We start from the raw sequence: 16696 nt of genomic DNA on the forward strand, positions 1-16696 counted from the left end.
GAGCGCGCCCGCCACCGTGACGCACCCCACCGCGCGACGTGCAGCCACCCTCGGCCCGGGATGTGTTCGGATAGCCGCACCATCGAGACATCCCGCCCGAACGACGATGATGCCCCGCTCGAACGGCATCCCGACGGTGGTGTGACCCCCGGACGCGGTTCTACAGTGGCCCGGATCGACGCAGCGCGCCCGGGATCGGATGCCCCCGACAGCGACGACGAACGCCTGCCCCCGAGCCGATCGGGCTCGCGGTCGCACTTCATCCGAGAGGAGACCCGATGTCCCAGCACGTGACGGTCGACCCGGCCGACCCGCACACCTACGACCACACGCACGCGAACGTGAGCGGCGGCTGGCTGCGCGCCTCCGTGTTCGGCGCGATGGACGGGCTGGTGTCGAACATCGGCCTGGTCACCGGGATCGGCGCAGCGGGGGCATCGAACCACGTGGTGCTGCTGACCGGCGTCAGCGGCCTGCTCTCAGGCGCGTTCTCGATGGCGCTCGGCGAGTTCACCTCGGTGCGGTCGCAGAACGAGCAGCTGGACAAGGAGGTCGCCGTCGAGATCGCCGCCCAGCGTCGCAATCCCGCCGGCGAGCAGGCGGAGCTCGCCCACGAGTTCCAGCAGATGGGCATGAGCGAGCAGACCGCCCGCCAGGCCGTCGCCGAGATCCACGGCTCAGGCGTCTCGACTCGCACCGTCCACATCCATCTCACGCAGGAGCTCGGCATCGACCCGGACGAGCGCCCCTCACCCGTGGCCGCAGGCATGCTGTCGTTCCTGTTCTTCTCGATGGGGGCGATCGTGCCGATCCTCCCTTATCTGCTCGGCGTGGGGACGCTGTGGACCGGCCTCGCCGCCGGCTGCGTCGGCCTGCTGGTCGCCGGCGGTCTCGCCGCGAAGGTCTCAGGGCGCGGCTGGCTGCGCGGAGCGGTGCGCCAGCTGCTGCTCGGCATGATCGCCGTCGGGGTGACCTACATCGTCGGCGCGCTCATCGGCGTCGAGACCGCCTGACCCATCCCGCCGACCACAGCCCGCGCCCTCCCGATCGCATCCAGCATCCGCCGTCGCAGCGTGTTCGCCCGATCGGCGAACGCCTGCTGCCGCTCGGCGAACTCGCGCCGCCCGGCCACGGTCTCCACCGCCACCGGCTCGAGCCCGAACTGGCGCACGTCGTACGGCGAGGCCTGCATGTCGAGGTCGCGAAGCTCTCGAGCCAGCGCGAACGTGTCGAGCAGCAGCTCGCCCGGGACGATCGGGCCGAGCTTCATCGCCCACTTGTAGAGATCCATGTTCGCGTGCAGGCAGCCCGGTTGCTCGAGCTCGGGCTGGGCCGCCCGAGTCGGCTGCAGTGCGTTCCGCGGCCGGGCCGCAGGGGTGAAGAACCGGAACGCGTCATAGTGCGAGCAGACGATATGGCTGCGCTCGACGACCCGATCGGTCTCCGCATGCCCCAGCCGCAGCGGCAGCCGGGTGTGCCGCTGCTGTGCCTGATCGAGCCCATAGACCATCGCCCACTCGTGCAGGCACGAGCAGCCGAGCCGGGGCGGCCGGGCGAGCGTGCGGGCGAGCAGCCCGGCGATGAAGTCGATCGCGTCGCCGCGGTGCGCGAGCCAGCCGGCCACGTCCACGCGCACGTCCCCGTTCGCGTCCGTGCGGTACCAGCGCCAGCCGGCCTGCGGTGCACCCGCGGCGTCCTTGAGCACGACCCCCGCGCCCGGGTGCCATCGCCGCAGCAGCGACGGCCGGTACGAGTAGTAGGTGAACAGGAAGTCCTCCACCTCGTCACGCTCGCCCGTCGCACGACGCGCCCGCCACCCGGCGGTCATCGCGTCGGCGCGCTCACGGTGTGCCCGGGCCCGGGCCTGCCAGACCGCGGCAGGCAGCCGGATCTCGTCGAACCGCGTGCGCGGCGTGACGATCTGGTGTGCTTCGGCCGTGGCACCGGCCGAAGGGGGCGTCACGCCGGTCACCCGGCCCCTCGTCGACGACGGGAGCACGGCCCGGCCCGCATGGGCCGAGGAGGACCGGTCAGGACGCTGCGGAGTGGACACGCGGTCATCCTAGCCGGGCGGCCACGGCGGCGACACGCATGAGTTGTGCTCAGCCGCGGAATGGCCTATCGTTGTTTCTTGGTTCAGCGATCACGGCGACGCGGTCGATGGCACCCTTTGGGGTATGGTGTAATTGGCAACACGACGGTTTCTGGTACCGTTATTCTTGGTTCGAGTCCAGGTACCCCAGCAGCAGGGCTGTTCAGGAAGCGGCCCGTCTCATGTTCTTGAAACCCCGGTGAGCGGATGTTCCCGGGGCCTTTTCATGTCTGGAACGCGCCGCCGGTGGGGCCAACGGCGGGTCTGCTGCGGCTTTGGTCGACTTGAGGATTGCCTGGCTTTCGGGCCGTGCAGGAGGATGTTGATCCTGCCGAGGAATCATTTCAGCGATGAGTTCGAGCGGGACGCCGTGGGGCTTGTCGAGTCGGGGATCCCGCAGAAGCAGGTGTGCGCGGATTCGAGTGTCTCGACGTCTGCTTTGCAGGCCTGGGGTGAAGCCCAGCTGGCAGCTCACAGCCTGCCCACCAGTGGTGGTGACCCCGAGGCCACGAGAGCGAACGCGCAAACGTTGAAGCGAATCCGCGAGCTGGATGAGAACTGAGGTCTTGCTCCAGGCGGCAGCGTACCTCTCGCAGGCGAACCTGAGACGCCCAGAATGATCTACCCGCTCCTCCAAGAACTGGCCGCGACCGGTACCCGTGTGTGTTCGGGTGCCGGTCGCGGTGACGCGCCGGGCGCTGAGAATCACGGAACAGGGCTACCGCCAATGGCTGGCATCACCGGTGCCACGGCAGGACTGGGACGACGCCCACCCGGCCAACGCCGCATACGACGTGCACGCCGACGATCCGTGAGTGCAGGTACCGGCTGATCGCCGACGAGCTCGCAGCCGCCGGGCATCGGGCATCGGGCATCGGGCATCGGAGCGGCATATCTGGCGGATGTGCAGCCAAGCACGGGATCCACTCCGTCACCGTGGGCAGAGGCAAGCGCAACGGGTCGTGCTGCAGCAGGCCCGGACGAGCACGAGCAGGCCGCCGGCGCACGCCGAGAACACGAGGAACAGCACCCCGCTCACGACGACCCCGCCGACGGCAGAGAACACGAACAGCTCACCGGGTGTCATGAACACCCTGTATGCGAACTACTCGCGGGTGGTGAACTGCATCCCCGACGCGGCGGCCAGCGTGTTCACGAACGACGTCTCCGTCTCCGGGTCAAGCCACACGATCCGACCCGTCGGCCGCTCGTCATCAGTGAACGGCTCATAATGGGTAGTCGTCAGCACCAGATCCACCGGCCCGTCATAGTGGCCGCCGACCGGCTGATCCTTCGGCGTCAGCAGGAACAGACGGTCATCCTCTGACAGTCCCTCCTGCGCCCCGTCACTGGCGAGCTCCAACAGGGTGATCCCCTGCATGGTGCTCGCATGATCCTCGGCATACGACACCCGGGCCTCAAGGGCGTCGGTGTCGTCACCGGCGTCCTCATACCCCTCGATGATCCCGCCGATCAGCTCGGCGATCGTGTCCGCACGGATCTCCGACCCGTCAGCAAGCCTCAGCTCGAACGGACGATGTGCAGCCGTGGAAGCCTGTCCGGCCTCCAGGAACTCCCTCATGGGGTCTCCTCTCCTCATCATGGCAGGGCGGAATGCCCCACCCGACCTGTGCGCGGCAGACAGCCGCATACCAATACACATCGGTATCAACCGGTGTTGCGGCGGGCGATGACATTCACCACCACACCGGCGGGCACACCGACACCGACAGCACCGACAGCCATCACCAGCCCCGCACCGACACCCGTCCGGGCGAGCGTGCCACCGACCGGTGTTGCCCCCGACCGAACCGGTCGGGTCGGCCATGATCAGGCCGCCCCGTCACCCTGCACGCCGGCGTCGACACCCACGACAAACGTCGCCCGGGCCGCAGCGAACTCCGCCCCGCGACCGTCTGCGTCACCGACACCACATGCTCACCATCCCCCAGTGCGGCAGACGCATCCGCATGGTCGTGCCCGTCGGCCCCGTGTTGACGACGGCGACGTCACGCCCGTGACGCGTGGCGATCTCGCGGACGAGAGCGAGGCCGATACCGAATCCGCCGTGGCCGCGGCTCGCCTCGCCGGAGGCATGGGCGAACTAGCCGTCGAGGGCGAGGCGCAGTCCAGCACGACCAACTGTCGGCCTCGCTCTGTGTGCTGCGGACGACATGCACCAAGCCTTTCAGAATATGCTGGAGAGGCCATCATGGAGAAGGCGCACGTCCAACACGAGGAGCAGTCATGACTCTCGCAGGCCTCCTGCTCGCCGGGCTGGCAGCGCTGATCCACCTCTACATCTTCTATCTGGAGTCGGTCGCGTGGACCGGGGCGAAGGCGCAGGCCACGTTTGGCATCTCGCCTGAAGAGGCCGAGGCGACGAAGAGCCTCGCCTTCAACCAGGGGTTCTACAACCTGTTCCTGGCACTCATCGTCGCTGCTGGCATCGTCTTCTTCGCTGCGGGCTCGACAGCGATCGGGGCCGCCCTGACCTTCGCCGGTGCCGGGTCGATGGCTGCCGCGGCACTCGTGCTCTTCGCCTCCAGCCCCGACAAACGCGGTGCTGCGCTGAAGCAGGGGCTGCTGCCCCTGCTCGGCGTCAGCGTTCTGGCCCTCGGCCTCTCCATCTGACACGCTTTCCGCCCTCACCGCACACGCATCCGAGACTGACACCTCAGACAGTCATGAGGCGACCGCCTGACCCGACATGGCCGTCTTTCTTCCCTGCCCTCTTGGTCTGCTGCCGTTCGGCGCTATGGCAGCGGGCGACTGCTGAGAGAGCAGGATCTGGCGGACACGGGAATTGCCGTGCGACGCCAGAGCAGTGGCTGACGCAAGAGCAGTAACTCCCGACCCGTGCTCTGGTGCGTCCGTTCACCTCGCCTTCCCCCGGCGTTCGCCCGCTTGTCCGGATCCGTCCACGGTGCTGTCGCGGCATCGCCATTTCCGCCTCTCAGAATCCAAGCTGTCCCCCGAACGCACATGCCGTGCGCGGCGGGGCGCTTCATCCCCACTGAGAAGAGAGAACAGGAAGAGAACGCCCATGCACACCTCCTTGCTCCGCCAACGCCGGTCACTCATCGCGGCCACGGCGGTTGCGGTGATCACCGCAACCGCCGGGCTGGCGATGCCGGCCTACGCTGCCGACGACGATCTCACCCAGACCGGGGGAGCATCTCATCATCACAACCAGGATCAGACCGACGTGATCCGTCAGCCCATCGAGAATTCCGGGGCGAAGAACGTCATCCTGTTGATCGGTGATGGCATGGGCGATTCCGAGATCACCGTCGCGCGCGACTACGCCGAGGGCGCCGCCGGCAAGCTCGCAGGGATCGACGCACTGCCGCTGACCGGCCAATACACCACCTATTCGCTCAACAAAAGCAACGGCAAGCCCGACTACGTGACTGATTCGGCGGCGTCCGGCACCGGATGGGCCACCGGCACCAAGACCTACGACGGCGCCATCGGCGTCGACGTCAACGGCGAGGCGCACTCATCACTGCTGGAGATCGCCAAGGCGAACGGTCTCAAGACCGGCGATGTCTCGACCGCTGAGGTACAGGACGCCACACCGGCTGTGCAGATCTCGCACGTGTCCCAGCGCAAGTGCTACGGCCCCGAGGCCACCAGCGCGAAGTGCCCCGAGAACGCCCTCGAGAACGGGGGTGCCGGGTCGATCAGCGAGCAGCTGCTCGACGTGCGCCCCGATGTGACGCTCGCCGGCGGCTCGAAGACCTTCAACGAGAAGGCGAAGGCCGGGCCATGGAAAGACAAGACTCTGTTCGAGCAGGCTAAGGAGCGCGGCTACACCCTGGTCGATGATGCCGCCTCGCTTGACACCGTCACTGCCGCAGATCAGTCACAGCCGGTGCTCGGGCTGTTCGCTGAGGGCAATTTCCCCGTGCGGTACAACACCATCGAGGCCACTGTCGGCGGCGGTAACGGCGAGGCTCAGCGCTGCACCGAGTCGAGCGACTACATGAGCGATCTCAGCCTCGACAAGCTCACTTCGAAGGCGATCAACCTGCTCAACCGGCCCGACAGTGACACAGGCTTCTTCCTGCAGGTGGAGGGCGCCTCGATTGACAAGCAGGATCATGCGGCGAACGCCTGCGGGCAGATCGGCGAGACCGTCGACCTCGACAATGCGGTGAAGACCGCGCTCGACTTCGCGAAGCAGGATGGCGACACGCTGGTGATCGCAACCGCGGATCACGCGCACACCAGCCAGATCGTCGACGCCGCTCCCCCCGCCACGCTTTCGGTGCCGCTGCTGACCGCAGACGGGCAGAAGATGATCGTGGCGTATGGCACCGCTGAGGAGGGTGGCTCACAACAGCACACCGGGACTCAGGTGCGCATCGCCGCCTACGGCCCCGGTGCGGCTAATGTCGTGGGTCTGAGCGATCAGACTGACGTGTTCGACACCGTCAACAACACGCTGTCGACCAACCGCGACGTGTCCGCCCAGAGCGCGTCGGCATCAGCCAGCACCCAGGTCGATGGGGACAGCGTGGTCACGACCGGCGAGGGGTTCAGGGGTGACTGGACGGTCAACGCGAGGCTCGACGAAACCGACCTGGGGCAGGCCGATGTGATCGACGGATCGGTGAGCTTCACGGGTGCTGCTCCCACAGAGCCTGGCACCTATACCGTCACGCTGACCGGCAACCAGTCGGGCACGGTGAAGACCGCCACGTTCACCGTGGGGGCGGACGGCGCAGTCGCGGCGCCCACCGGCTCGAACGACAGCACGTCGCAGAGCAGCTCACTGCTTCCGGGCGGGCTGGCGTTGACCGGCCTTGCGGGCATCGGCCTGCTGATCGCGGCACTGGCTGCGATCGCGCTGGGTGTGGCGCTGCTGGTGATGCGGCGACGCCGTCAGATCGCCGCTCAGTCAGGAGGCACTCTCTGACTCATGCAGGATCCCCTGCCGGTCTCTGACCGAACGCATCGGGCATCGTCCGGCTCGACTGTCGCAGCGCTGCGGCACGAGTCGGGCGATGTCGGCGTCTCGGTCTGGTGGCAGCGCACACGTCATGACGGTGTCCAGGCGGATTCCTCATGAGACGCCGGCGCGCCCCGTCAGAGCGCACGCCCTCCCCGGGTCGCGAGCCGTTCGACATCCGGTCGTCTCTCCCCATCACCCCACGTCGCCGAGCAGGCGATGCGGCCCGGGCCCCGCAGCGCCGAGCCTGTCGTCGGGGTTGAGCAGTCGGCAGGCGCGCATCGACAGACACCCGCACCCGATGCAGCCGACAAGGGCATTCTCCAGTCGTTCCAGCTCCATTCGGCGTGCTTCGAGCGCGGCCTTCCAGCGGGTGGACGCACGCCGCCAGTCCGCCTCGGTCGGCGGCCGGTCCATGGGGACGTCCCGCAGCGCGTCGGCCACGTCGGAGAGCGGGATGCCGAGACGCCGGGCGACCGAGACGATCGAGATCCGCCGAATCATGTGACGGGGGTAGCGACGCTGGTTGCCGGCCGTGCGCTCGGCGTGGATGAGTCCGATGCGCTCGTAGTAGTGCAGGGCCGAGACGGCGACCCCGGTGCGGCGGCTCACCTCGCCGACGGCGAGCAGACGGTCGGGGCCGGCAGCGACGTCCTCACGGGCCGAGTCGTCTGCGGCGTCCCCCGCTGCGTTCCCCGCAGATGCCGCGCTGTCGGAGTCTCTCGCATCGCCCGTACGGTCGCCATCCGCCACAGTCTGCGACTGACCGCGGCCCTCTGCGGCATCCTCTCGACCATGCTCGACCGGCATGTGACGCACTGTTGCAGCCTCCTGCTCATCATCTTGACCTCAAGTGGACTTGAGATTCTATGGTTGGTGAGCATGATCTCACAGCAGCGAGGAAGGCATCCATGACCGAGTCCGTCGACACGTTCAAGCACGCGTTCCGTCACCATCCAGCAGGGGTCGCGGTCATCGCGGCCAACACCGACGAGGGCCCGGCCGGGCTCACCGCCTCGAGCGTGGCATCCGTGTCCATCTCACCGCTGGCCCTCGCCTTCTCCGTGACCAAGTCGGGCGGCTCGGCAGGTCGTGTGCTGGCCGCCGACACCTTCACCGTGAACCTGCTCGGCGAGAGACAGGCGGAGGTCGCCGAGGCTTTCGCACGGTCGGAGGCACCCCGGTTCACCCCCGAGCAGCACTGGGGCACGCTGCCCACGGGCGAGCCCGTGCTGCTGGAGGCGCCCTGGGGCCTGCGCGCCCGCGTCCTGCAGATCATCCCTGTCGGCGACTCGCGACTCGTCGCCGCCGAGGTGCTCGACGTGCGCCGAGGCCCCGACGTGCCGCCGCTGGTCTACCACGACCGCCGGTTCCTCACCCTGCGCGGCGAGGACGCCCCGCGCACCACCCCGACCGCCGCCTGAGACTCCCCACCACCAACCGAGACAGAGAGGCACATCCATGACCGTCATCACGCCTGAGGCGAAGGCCGTCCTCGACGACAACCTGGCCATCCAGGCCACCGTCAACCCCGACGGCACGCCGGATATCGGCCCGAAGGGGTCGCTGCGCAGCTACGACGACACGCACATCATCTACAACGAGCGCACCGCCCGGCAGACGCTGAAGAACATCGAGAACGGCTCGAAGATCATCGTCGTCGCGATCGATCTGGCGAAGCACTCCGGCTACCGGTTCTTCGGCACCCCGCACCTGTTCGGCGAGGGCACCCCGGAATTCGCCAATGCGGAGCAGTGGGCCGCGGGCAACGGGCAGAAGGCCCCGAAGTACGCGGTGCTCATCGACGTGGAACGTGTGGACAAGCTCTGATCCCGCAGCACGTCTCGAGGCCCCGACCGCGAGCGCGCACACCCTGCGACGACCGCCACGTCTGCGCCACCTGCTGGCGCATCGGTGGCTTTCCTCGTGTCATGCGGCGCATTCGTGGTCGAGGTCTCGGCATGCCAGGTGCCGTGCGCTGCACCCGTCGACATCGGCCGGTCTGCTATGTTCCCGATACGGGACATCCTCTGTGCCACGTCGCGACGTCGCGATCGCGCCCTGATCCTGCCAGAGCTGCGGACGGGCCCCGGTGAGCGTCCCCTGCCCAGACGACGAAGGAGTCACCGTGCATCCGAGCCCCGACGCCGTGCACACGCCCGCCGACCGTGTCCGCCGGCTGTTCGCCCACCCGATCGTGCAGGCGCCGATGGCCGGGGTGACCACGCCCGAGCTCGCGGCGGCCGTGTCGAACGCCGGCGGGCTCGGCTCACTGGGCATCGGCGGCGCCGACCCGGATCGCGCCCGGGAGGCGATCCGCGCCACCCGTGGGCTCACCGACCGTCCCTTCGCCGTCGGCTTCTTCACCCATGCCGAGCCCCAGCGGGACGCGGCGGTCGAGGCTGCCTGGCTCGAGCTGCTGGCCCCGGAGTTCACCCGGCTCGGCGCCGAGCCGCCCACGACCCTGCAGCCCATCTACCCGAGTGCTGCGGTCGACGATGCGAACACCGCACGGCTGGTGGATGCGCTGGTCGCCGAGCGCCCGGCCGCTGTGAGCTTCCATTTCGGTCTGCCCGCGCCCGGGGTGATCGATCACCTGCATGAGGCCGACATCGCGGTGCTCGTCACCGCGACCGACCTCGCCGAGGGACTCGCCGTGCAGCGTGCGGGCGCCGACGCGGTCGTCGCCCAGGGCGTCGAGGCCGGCGGCCATCGTGGAGTGTTCACCCCAGACCGGGACGAGCGCATCGGCACGCTGCCCCTGGTGCGACAGCTAGCCGCCCGCCTGCGCATCCCGGTCGTCGCCGCGGGCGGCATCAGCGACGGCGCGGGCATCGCCGCGGCCCTCGATCTCGGCGCCGCAGCCGCCCAGCTCGGCACCGCCTTCCTGCTCGCCCCGGAGGCGGCCACCGGCACCGCCTGGCGAGAGCGCATCCGGGCCGCCGCCGCGCATCCCGACACCGACGCGGCCCACACCGCGATCACCCGGGCCGTCTCCGGCCGGCCCGCCCGTGGCCTGCCCGGCCGGCTCGCCAAGCTCGCGCGCGAGGGCGCCGAACGCGGCATTCGCACCCCCGACTACCCGCTCGCCTACTCGGCGAGCAAAGCGCTCGCCCGGGCCGCGGCCGCGGCCGGAAGGCCCTCCGCCTTCGCCGCGCACTGGGCCGGGCAGGCGGTCGCCGAGACGCGTGAGCTACCGGCCGGCGAGCTCGTGCGCGTGCTCGTCGACGAGCTGCGGGGCGCCCGGGGCTGAACCGTCGGGCTGACCCTTACCCCGCCCAGATCGAGCGGTTCGCGACACCGACGATCGTGCGCACGAGGGTGACCGCCCACACCACGACGAGCAGCACGGCGCCCGACACCGCGATCGCGAGCAGTGCTGCCGAGCCGACGGCCTCGGAGATCTGCAGGCCGGCGATCGTCCATGCGGCGAGGGGGAACGTGAACCCCCACCAGGACAGCGCGAAGGGCAGCCGGTCGTACCCGCGCAGGATGACGATCACCGCGGCGACCGCCCACCAGGCGCCGAAGCCCCAGAACATGCCGCCGATCATCGCGGCGAGCCCCACCGCGTCCGCGCTCATCAGCCCCATGCGCTCGCTGGCCCGGGCCATGAGCAGCAGGTCGAGGCCGATGAGTCCGGCGGGGCCGAGCCCGATCGTGAGGGTCGGGGCGAGCGGGGCAGGCGGCAGCGGCGCGATGGCGCTGCGGACGACGAGGATCGCGGTGATCGCGAGGAACAGCGCGGCCCCGATGCCGAGCATCACCCACGAGATCCCGAGCAGGTCGATGTCGAGCGCGTGGTCGCCCTCGCGCACGCCGATGAACGGGGAGAGCGCCGTGGGCACGATGATCGCGACGACCGGCGGGATGAACCAGGCGCCGGTGATCTGGCCGAGTCTGGTGTCGCCGCGGGCGAACACGCCGGTGAGGAACGCCCAGCCGAACACGAGGGCGAGCACGGCGCCGATCGCGGTGAGGGCGAGCACGGTGGGCCGGATGGCGGCCTCGGGCAGCAGCAGCGGCCCGACGCGTCCGAACGCCACGGCGAGCACGAGGACGGCGCCCGGCAGCGTCGCCGACATCCCGCCCTTGACCGGATGGGCGAGGTCGCGCAACGCCGCCCGCGGGTGGACGATCCAGCGGGCGGTGGCCGTGCCGATCACGAGCACGCCGAGCACGAGCGAGAACAGGAAGACCACGATGCCGAACGGGCGGGTCAGCGCGGGGACGACACCCCGGCCGGCCAGCGCGACGCCCACCACCGCGAGCGCGGCCGTCCCCATCACCGACGCGCCCCACCCGGGGGCGAACCCCTCGAGGGTGAAGCGCGGAGCGGGCGCGACCCCTGCTGCGGCGTGTGCAGCGGGCGCCGCCCCCGGTGCGACGGGATCGGCGGGCGTGGCAGACGTGGTCTCGGCTGGCTGTGACATGGCGACCACTTTATACCCCAGGGGGTAAACTTGACGGTGCGGCTCCGCGCGACGCCAAGACCCTGCTCCGGCCGCTTCATCCCGGCTGCGACCACGGTCACAGCCCCGCCGGTCGCTCGCCGCGCTGCACGCATCGCCGCGACAGGATTCGCCGCAGCGGGCACGGGCCCCAGTACTCCACGTGTTCCCACCCGACCACGACTTGCACCCGTTCTCTACATTCTGTAGAGTTTAGACAGCTCCTCGGAAGCGGCACACACCGCCCCGAAGCGCGGTAGACAACTGAACACTGGACGCACACGACCTCGAAAGCACACAGTTCCCGCTGCGAGGTCTGGGACGAGCGGCCGCCGGCATCACGTCGACGGCCGCTCGTCCCGTGCTGGCGGCGCCCGACATCCCGCACACCCCGCCGCACCATCCCGCCACTCGCCGCCACCACATCCCCACCGCGCACCCCGTAGGCTGGAGCCATGTGCGGACGCATCGTGCAGGCCTGTGGCCGCGTCGTCTTCGCCGCGGCCACCGGCGCCGACCGGTTCGTGGGCCGGGCCCCGACCCCGTCGTGGAACATCGCGCCGACCCAGTCGATGCTCGTCGCCGCGGACGACACCCGCGCGCCCGGCCGCGTCCTCGCCACCGCCCGCTGGTCGCTCGTGCCGCGCTGGTCGCGCACCGACCGGCTCACCTGGCCCACGTTCAACGCCCGGGCGGAGTCAGCGGCCGAGAAGCCGACGTACCGCGATGCCGTGCGGCACGCGCGCTGCGTCGTCCCCGTCGACGGGTACTACGAGTGGCAGCCGGCAGCAGCCGACAGCGCACCCCACCTCATCCCCGCAGCACCCGACCCCGCAGCACCCGGCCGGCGGCGACGCCCGAGCCGAACTGCACGCGCACCCTGGCACGTCCACCGCGCCGACGGCACGCCGCTGCTGCTGGCCGGCCTGTACAGCTGGTGGTGCCCCGCCCCGGACACGCCGTGGACGCTCACCGCGACGATCCTCACGACGCAGGCGGACGCGTCCCTCGCCTGGCTGCACCCGCGCCAGCCGCTGCCGATCGCCAGCGACCAACTGGACGCCTGGCTCGCCCCGGATGCGGACGGCCCGGCCGAGCTGCGCCGCGCGGTGGCCGCCTCCCCCGGCCTCGCCCCCGAGCTCGCCGTGCACCGGGTCGCCCCGCTGCACGGGGACGGCCCCGGGCTCGTCGTCCCGGTGGACGGGGATGGCACGGTCCCGGGCACGGACTCCGGCGTGACCGCGAGTCCCGCCGCACGGACCTGACGTCGAACAGGCATACGATTGGTCCATGCGTCTTCGAACCGCGACCGCCCTCACCCTCGCCCTGACCGGTGTCGCCGCCGGGCTCGCCGGCTGCAGCCCGGTCGAGCCGCCCGCCGACTGCCAGAGCGTGCCGCAGCAGATCGGCGACGCGCTGCTCGCGAAGTCCACGAAGGACGGCACCACGATCGAGACGGCCGAGGCCATCCCCGCCCCCGACGACGCGGGCGACTATCTCGTCGCCGCCCGGTTGAAAGTGAGCTCCACCGACCAGAACGCGGTGTGGCTCGTCAACACCCTCGACGCCGACGAGGCCTCGACGCTGCAGGCGATCTCGGTCAACGCGGTCGCCCAGCAGAACTTCTCATGGCCCGGGCAGCTCGACGGCGAGCAGCTCGACATCAACCACCCGGGCGCACGCGACGCGCTGAAGTGCATCGCCTGAGGCCTGCACCGCAGTCTCCGACAGTTGTCTCAGACGGATTGACACCGTCACCGCCGGACGCTCACGATGCCTCCATGACCGCCCCATTCACCAGCTCCGCGAGAGGCGGTCTCCCCACCGCCGTGCTCGCGATGAGCGCCGCCTTCCTCGTCTACGACCAGAGCACCGCGATCAACGTGCTGCTGCCTCCCCTGCAGCAGGAGTTCGCCGCCTCGCGCGCCGAACTCGAATGGGCCGTCAACGCGTACTCGCTGTCGTTCGCGGCCGTGATGCTCGGCGCCGGCGCGCTCGTCGACGTGTGGGGCGCACGCCGCGTGTTCCTCATCGGCATGGGCATCTTCGCCGTCTGCTGCGCCGGCTGCGCGGTGGCACCGACGATGCTGCTGCTCATCCTCGCGCTGCTGCTACTCGGCATCGGCGCGGCCCTGCTGATCCCCAGCTCGCTCGTGCTGGCGACCGCGAGCGCAACCACCCCGCAGCAGCGCACGAAGAATGTGGCGATGTGGGCCTCCTCGGGCGGCATCGGCATGTCAGCGGGCCCGCTGCTCGGCGGCGCGCTGACCGAGATGGGCAGCTGGAAGCTGATGTTCTGGTTCCACGCCGCGATCGCCGCGGTGTCGGCGCTCGCCGGCGCCCGGCTGCTGCCGACCGTGGCACGCGTGCCGCACCCGCTGGACGTGCCCGGCCAGATCGCCGCGACCCTCGCGTTCGGCGGCCTCGTCTTCGCCCTCGTGCAGAGCGCCGACCAGGGGCTCAGCCCGATGGTGCTCGGCGCGTTCGCGGTCGCCGTGGTCGGGGTGATCGCGTTCGTCGTGATCGAGAGCCGGGTCGCCGCCCCGCTGATGCCGCTGGCCGTGTGGCGCAACCGGGTGTTCCTCGGCGCCTCGCTGCAGGGCGCGCTGTGGAACCTCGCGCTGTACGGGCTGCTGTTCGCGCTCGGTCTGCTGCTGCAGACGGGCATGAGCATGAGCGTGCTGCACAGCAGTCTGATGTTCCTGCCGCTGACGATCGCAATCCTCGTCGGCAACCTGACCGTCTCGCGCATCACCGAGGCGATCGACCGAGTCGACCACCTGCTCGCGGGCGCGCAGACCGTGTTCGCGCTGTCGCTGCTGGGCCTCGCGTGGGCGGGATGGAGCCAGTCGATCTGGGGCATCATCGTCGCGATGATCCCGGCCGGCTTCGCCTCGGGCCTGCTCGTGCCGACGATGACCACCCAGTCGCTGGCGACGGTGCCGCGCGAGCTGCACGGTGCTGCGTCGGCGGCGTTCAACACGCTGCGGCAGGTGGGCGGGTCGATCGGCGTGGCTGTGTTCGGCATCCTGCTCGGCAGCGAGCTGGACGCCGGGTTCGCCCGGTGCCTGATCGCCGCGGCCGCGGCCACGGTGGTCGCGGCCGTGCTCACCCCGCTCACGCAGCGGCCGCGCCGCGCGGCCTGACGGTCAGTCCTCCGCCGTGGCGAACGCGCCACGTCCGGCCGTGGCGAGACTCGTGATGATCACGCCCGCGATGACGAGCGCCCCGCCGGCGAGCTCGGCGACGCCGACGGGCTGCCCGAGCAGCAGACCGATGACGACGACGAACACCGTGATGAGGTTCAGGTAGATCGCCGACACCGACGAGGGCACGACGCTGCCGGCGAGGTTCCACAGCACGTACGACGCGACCGAGGGCAGCAGGGCGATCACGATGAGCCCGGTCATCGCCTCCCCCGAGGCGACGGGGAGCCCGTCGCCGCCGGCGATCGCGAACGGGGCGAGCAGCACGACCACGACCGCCGCCTGCACGGCCGTCGACGTGATCGGCCCGACCCCGGGCACCCGCCCGTAGATCGTGTACAGGCTCCACACGAGGATGGCAGCGAGCATGACGAGCTGGCCGGCGTTGAACCGCATCGACAGCAGCGTCGCCAGCGAGCCGTCCGTGAGCACGACCACCACGCCGACGAGGCTCAGCACGATGCCGGCCACGCCCCGCCCGGAGACCCGCTGGCCGGTGAGCACGACCGACAGCAGCACCATGAGCGCCGGGTTCGCCGCGTTGACGAGCGAGGCGCCCACCGGCGTGGTGAACGCGAGCGCCGCGTACAGCAACAGGTTGTAGCCGGCGAGCCCCAGCAGCGACAGCACGACGAGCCGAGGCAGGCGCCGCCACACCGTCCGCCAGTCGGGATGCTCCATAACCTGCGCGAGCACGACGAGCGGCACGAGGGCGATCGCCCACCGCCAGAATGTCAGCCCGACCGGGGTCATCTGCTCCAGCACCCGGGCGCTCAGCTGGTAGTGGACCGCCCAGAACAGCGTGGCGCCGATCATCGCCACCGAGGCGAGGACGCCACGGGCACGGGTGTTCACACGGTTCGTTCCAGACACACGGTCACTGTAGTCCGACCCTCCGGCCGACCCGCCGATACCCGGGCCGCGCCGCCACCCGAGCCACCCGGGAAGGCGCCGCCCCACACCGCCCCACACCGATCGGAGGCAGCCCGCCGGCGAGCGCCACTCCCCGCGCCCCTACCGTGCGACGGCCAGCAGCGTCCGCGACAGCTCGGTCAGCGCCTCGCGTCGTCCCCGCCACACCGCGGTGATCGGCCGGCGCAGCCGGCGGCCCAGGATGCGCACCGGCACGAGCGCGCCCCGCTCGATGTCGCGCTCCACGACGAGCACGCTCAGCACGGCCGGCCCCGCGCCGGCGATGACCGCGCTGCGGATGGCGACCGACGACTCGAGCACCATCACCGGCGCCGCCAGCCCGCCGGGCAGCGCCCGCTCGAGGGTCTCGCGCGTGCCGGATCCCTCCTCGCGCAGCACGAGCGGGGTCGCTGCGAGCCGGGCCGGTTCGACCCCGCCCGCATGTGCCCAGGGATGCTCCGGCGGCACCACGAGCACGAGCTCGTCCCAGGCGACGATCGCTCGCTCCAGCCCCTCCGCGCCGGCGAGCTCCCGGGCACGGGGGCGCGGGGTCTCGATGAAGCCGAGCTCGCACACGCCGTCGCCGGTGTACCGCACGACGTCGCGGCTGTTCATGGGCAGCGCGCCGACGTCGGCGGTGTCGACGCCGAGGGCGCGGGCGCGGGCGAGCCAGCCGGGCAGCAGGAAGTCGACGACCGTGCGGCTGGCGGCGATGCGCACGTGGTCGGGGCGAGCCTCTTCCCGCCGCCCCGTGGCGAGGGACGCGGTCGTCGCCGTCCAGCGTCCCGCCGCGGCGACGAGGTCGGTCGCCGCGCGCAGCAGGCGCACCCCCTCGGGCAGCAGGCGCGTGCCGGCGGGGATGCGGGCGGCGATGCGCACGCCGAGCGCACGCTCCAGCCGGGCGAGCCGGGCCGACGCCGCCTGCTGGGTGACGCCGAGGGCGGCGGCTGCGCCTGAGAGGGATCGCCCGCGGGCGAGGGCGACCAGCAGGCGGGCGTCGGCGAGGCCGGACGATGCGGCGCGGACGTCCCGCGGCTCGTGCTGCGACTCATTCACCGGCCCGGGCCTCGGCCCACCC

Annotated in this window: 16 protein-coding genes, 1 tRNA gene and 1 pseudogene; 11 read left to right on the top strand and 7 right to left on the bottom strand. The window is 70.7% G+C overall.

Features of this window, described 5'->3' with window-relative positions:
• Positions 1 to 278 precede the first annotated feature (278 nt).
• Entirely contained in the window at positions 279 to 1013 is a 735-nt protein-coding gene (locus F8O02_RS04950; protein WP_158036139.1) for a VIT1/CCC1 transporter family protein, read from the top strand.
• Here F8O02_RS04950 and F8O02_RS04955 read toward each other — a convergent pair.
• Complete coding sequence (locus tag F8O02_RS04955; RefSeq protein WP_225734120.1) at positions 974 to 2053, bottom strand: 3-methyladenine DNA glycosylase; 1080 nt, start codon at positions 2051 to 2053, stop codon at positions 974 to 976. The two genes, F8O02_RS04950 and F8O02_RS04955, sit on opposite strands and share 40 nt — an antisense overlap.
• Before the next feature lie 118 nt (positions 2054 to 2171).
• Between F8O02_RS04955 and F8O02_RS04960 the strand changes: the two genes are divergently transcribed.
• Positions 2172 to 2243: transfer RNA gene (locus F8O02_RS04960), tRNA-Gln, on the top strand.
• 168 nt (positions 2244 to 2411) lie between these two features.
• Positions 2412 to 2654, top strand: coding sequence for a hypothetical protein (locus F8O02_RS04965; protein WP_158036140.1), 243 nt, complete (start codon positions 2412 to 2414; stop codon positions 2652 to 2654).
• A 543-nt stretch (positions 2655 to 3197) separates the two neighbouring features.
• Here the strand turns inward: F8O02_RS04965 and F8O02_RS04970 are convergent.
• Complete coding sequence (locus tag F8O02_RS04970; RefSeq protein ID WP_158036141.1) at positions 3198 to 3674, bottom strand: hypothetical protein; 477 nt, start codon at positions 3672 to 3674, stop codon at positions 3198 to 3200.
• A 339-nt stretch (positions 3675 to 4013) separates the two neighbouring features.
• Positions 4014 to 4169 (bottom strand): annotated as a pseudogene (locus F8O02_RS04975) (ATP-binding protein); the annotation flags it as partial.
• 170 nt (positions 4170 to 4339) lie between these two features.
• Between F8O02_RS04975 and F8O02_RS04980 the strand changes: the two are divergent.
• Together F8O02_RS04980 and phoA are read left to right on the top strand one after the other, a co-directional pair.
• A complete protein-coding gene (locus tag F8O02_RS04980) occupies positions 4340 to 4726 on the top strand; it encodes a DUF1304 domain-containing protein (protein ID WP_158036142.1) in 387 nt (128 codons plus the stop codon).
• Between the two features lie 292 nt (positions 4727 to 5018).
• Positions 5019 to 7016: an alkaline phosphatase gene (phoA, locus tag F8O02_RS04985; RefSeq protein ID WP_225734121.1), complete on the top strand. Its 1998-nt coding sequence runs from the start codon at positions 5019 to 5021 to the stop codon at positions 7014 to 7016.
• Positions 7017 to 7244: 228 nt separating this feature from the next.
• On the opposite strand, the gene soxR is transcribed toward phoA, so the two are convergent.
• Complete coding sequence (gene soxR, locus F8O02_RS04990) at positions 7245 to 7679, bottom strand: redox-sensitive transcriptional activator SoxR (RefSeq protein ID WP_225734139.1); 435 nt, start codon at positions 7677 to 7679, stop codon at positions 7245 to 7247.
• A gap of 281 nt (positions 7680 to 7960) precedes the next feature.
• On the opposite strand from soxR, the gene F8O02_RS04995 reads away from it, so the two are divergent.
• The 3 genes from F8O02_RS04995 to F8O02_RS05005 all read left to right on the top strand — a co-directional run bounded on the left by F8O02_RS04995 (position 7961) and on the right by F8O02_RS05005 (position 10302).
• Positions 7961 to 8473 carry a flavin reductase family protein gene (locus tag F8O02_RS04995; RefSeq protein ID WP_158036144.1) on the top strand — a complete coding sequence of 171 codons (513 nt, stop codon included), beginning with the start codon at positions 7961 to 7963 and terminating at the stop codon, positions 8471 to 8473.
• A 37-nt stretch (positions 8474 to 8510) separates the two neighbouring features.
• Complete coding sequence (locus tag F8O02_RS05000; protein WP_158036145.1) at positions 8511 to 8879, top strand: pyridoxamine 5'-phosphate oxidase family protein; 369 nt, start codon at positions 8511 to 8513, stop codon at positions 8877 to 8879.
• Positions 8880 to 9177: 298 nt separating this feature from the next.
• Positions 9178 to 10302, top strand: coding sequence for an NAD(P)H-dependent flavin oxidoreductase (locus F8O02_RS05005; RefSeq protein WP_218859597.1), 1125 nt, complete (start codon positions 9178 to 9180; stop codon positions 10300 to 10302).
• Between the two features lie 16 nt (positions 10303 to 10318).
• Here the strand turns inward: F8O02_RS05005 and F8O02_RS05010 are convergent, their stop codons facing one another.
• The gene (locus tag F8O02_RS05010; RefSeq protein WP_158036146.1) at positions 10319 to 11482 is read right to left on the bottom strand and encodes an SLAC1 family transporter; all 1164 of its coding nucleotides are present in this window, start codon (positions 11480 to 11482) and stop codon (positions 10319 to 10321) included.
• A gap of 473 nt (positions 11483 to 11955) precedes the next feature.
• Here F8O02_RS05010 and F8O02_RS05015 point away from each other — a divergent pair, with 473 nt between their 5' ends.
• The 3 genes from F8O02_RS05015 to F8O02_RS05025 all read left to right on the top strand — a co-directional run bounded on the left by F8O02_RS05015 (position 11956) and on the right by F8O02_RS05025 (position 14646).
• Positions 11956 to 12765: an SOS response-associated peptidase gene (locus F8O02_RS05015; RefSeq protein ID WP_158036147.1), complete on the top strand. Its 810-nt coding sequence runs from the start codon at positions 11956 to 11958 to the stop codon at positions 12763 to 12765.
• Positions 12766 to 12790: 25 nt separating this feature from the next.
• Complete coding sequence (locus F8O02_RS09005; RefSeq protein WP_179416347.1) at positions 12791 to 13207, top strand: hypothetical protein; 417 nt, start codon at positions 12791 to 12793, stop codon at positions 13205 to 13207.
• Positions 13208 to 13281: 74 nt separating this feature from the next.
• On the top strand, positions 13282 to 14646 hold the full coding sequence (locus F8O02_RS05025) for an MFS transporter (RefSeq protein WP_179416348.1): 1365 nt from the start codon (positions 13282 to 13284) through the stop codon (positions 14644 to 14646).
• Between the two features lie 3 nt (positions 14647 to 14649).
• Here F8O02_RS05025 and F8O02_RS05030 read toward each other — a convergent pair whose 3' ends face one another.
• Positions 14650 to 15579, bottom strand: coding sequence for a DMT family transporter (locus tag F8O02_RS05030; protein WP_158036150.1), 930 nt, complete (start codon positions 15577 to 15579; stop codon positions 14650 to 14652).
• 141 nt (positions 15580 to 15720) lie between these two features.
• Positions 15721 to 16674 carry a LysR family transcriptional regulator gene (locus tag F8O02_RS05035; protein WP_179416349.1) on the bottom strand — a complete coding sequence of 318 codons (954 nt, stop codon included), beginning with the start codon at positions 16672 to 16674 and terminating at the stop codon, positions 15721 to 15723.
• Positions 16675 to 16696: the final 22 nt, after the last annotated feature.

The sequence above is a fragment of the Pseudoclavibacter caeni genome, assembly GCF_008831125.1.
GTDB classification, from domain to species: Bacteria; Actinomycetota; Actinomycetes; order Actinomycetales; family Microbacteriaceae; genus Pseudoclavibacter_A; species Pseudoclavibacter_A caeni.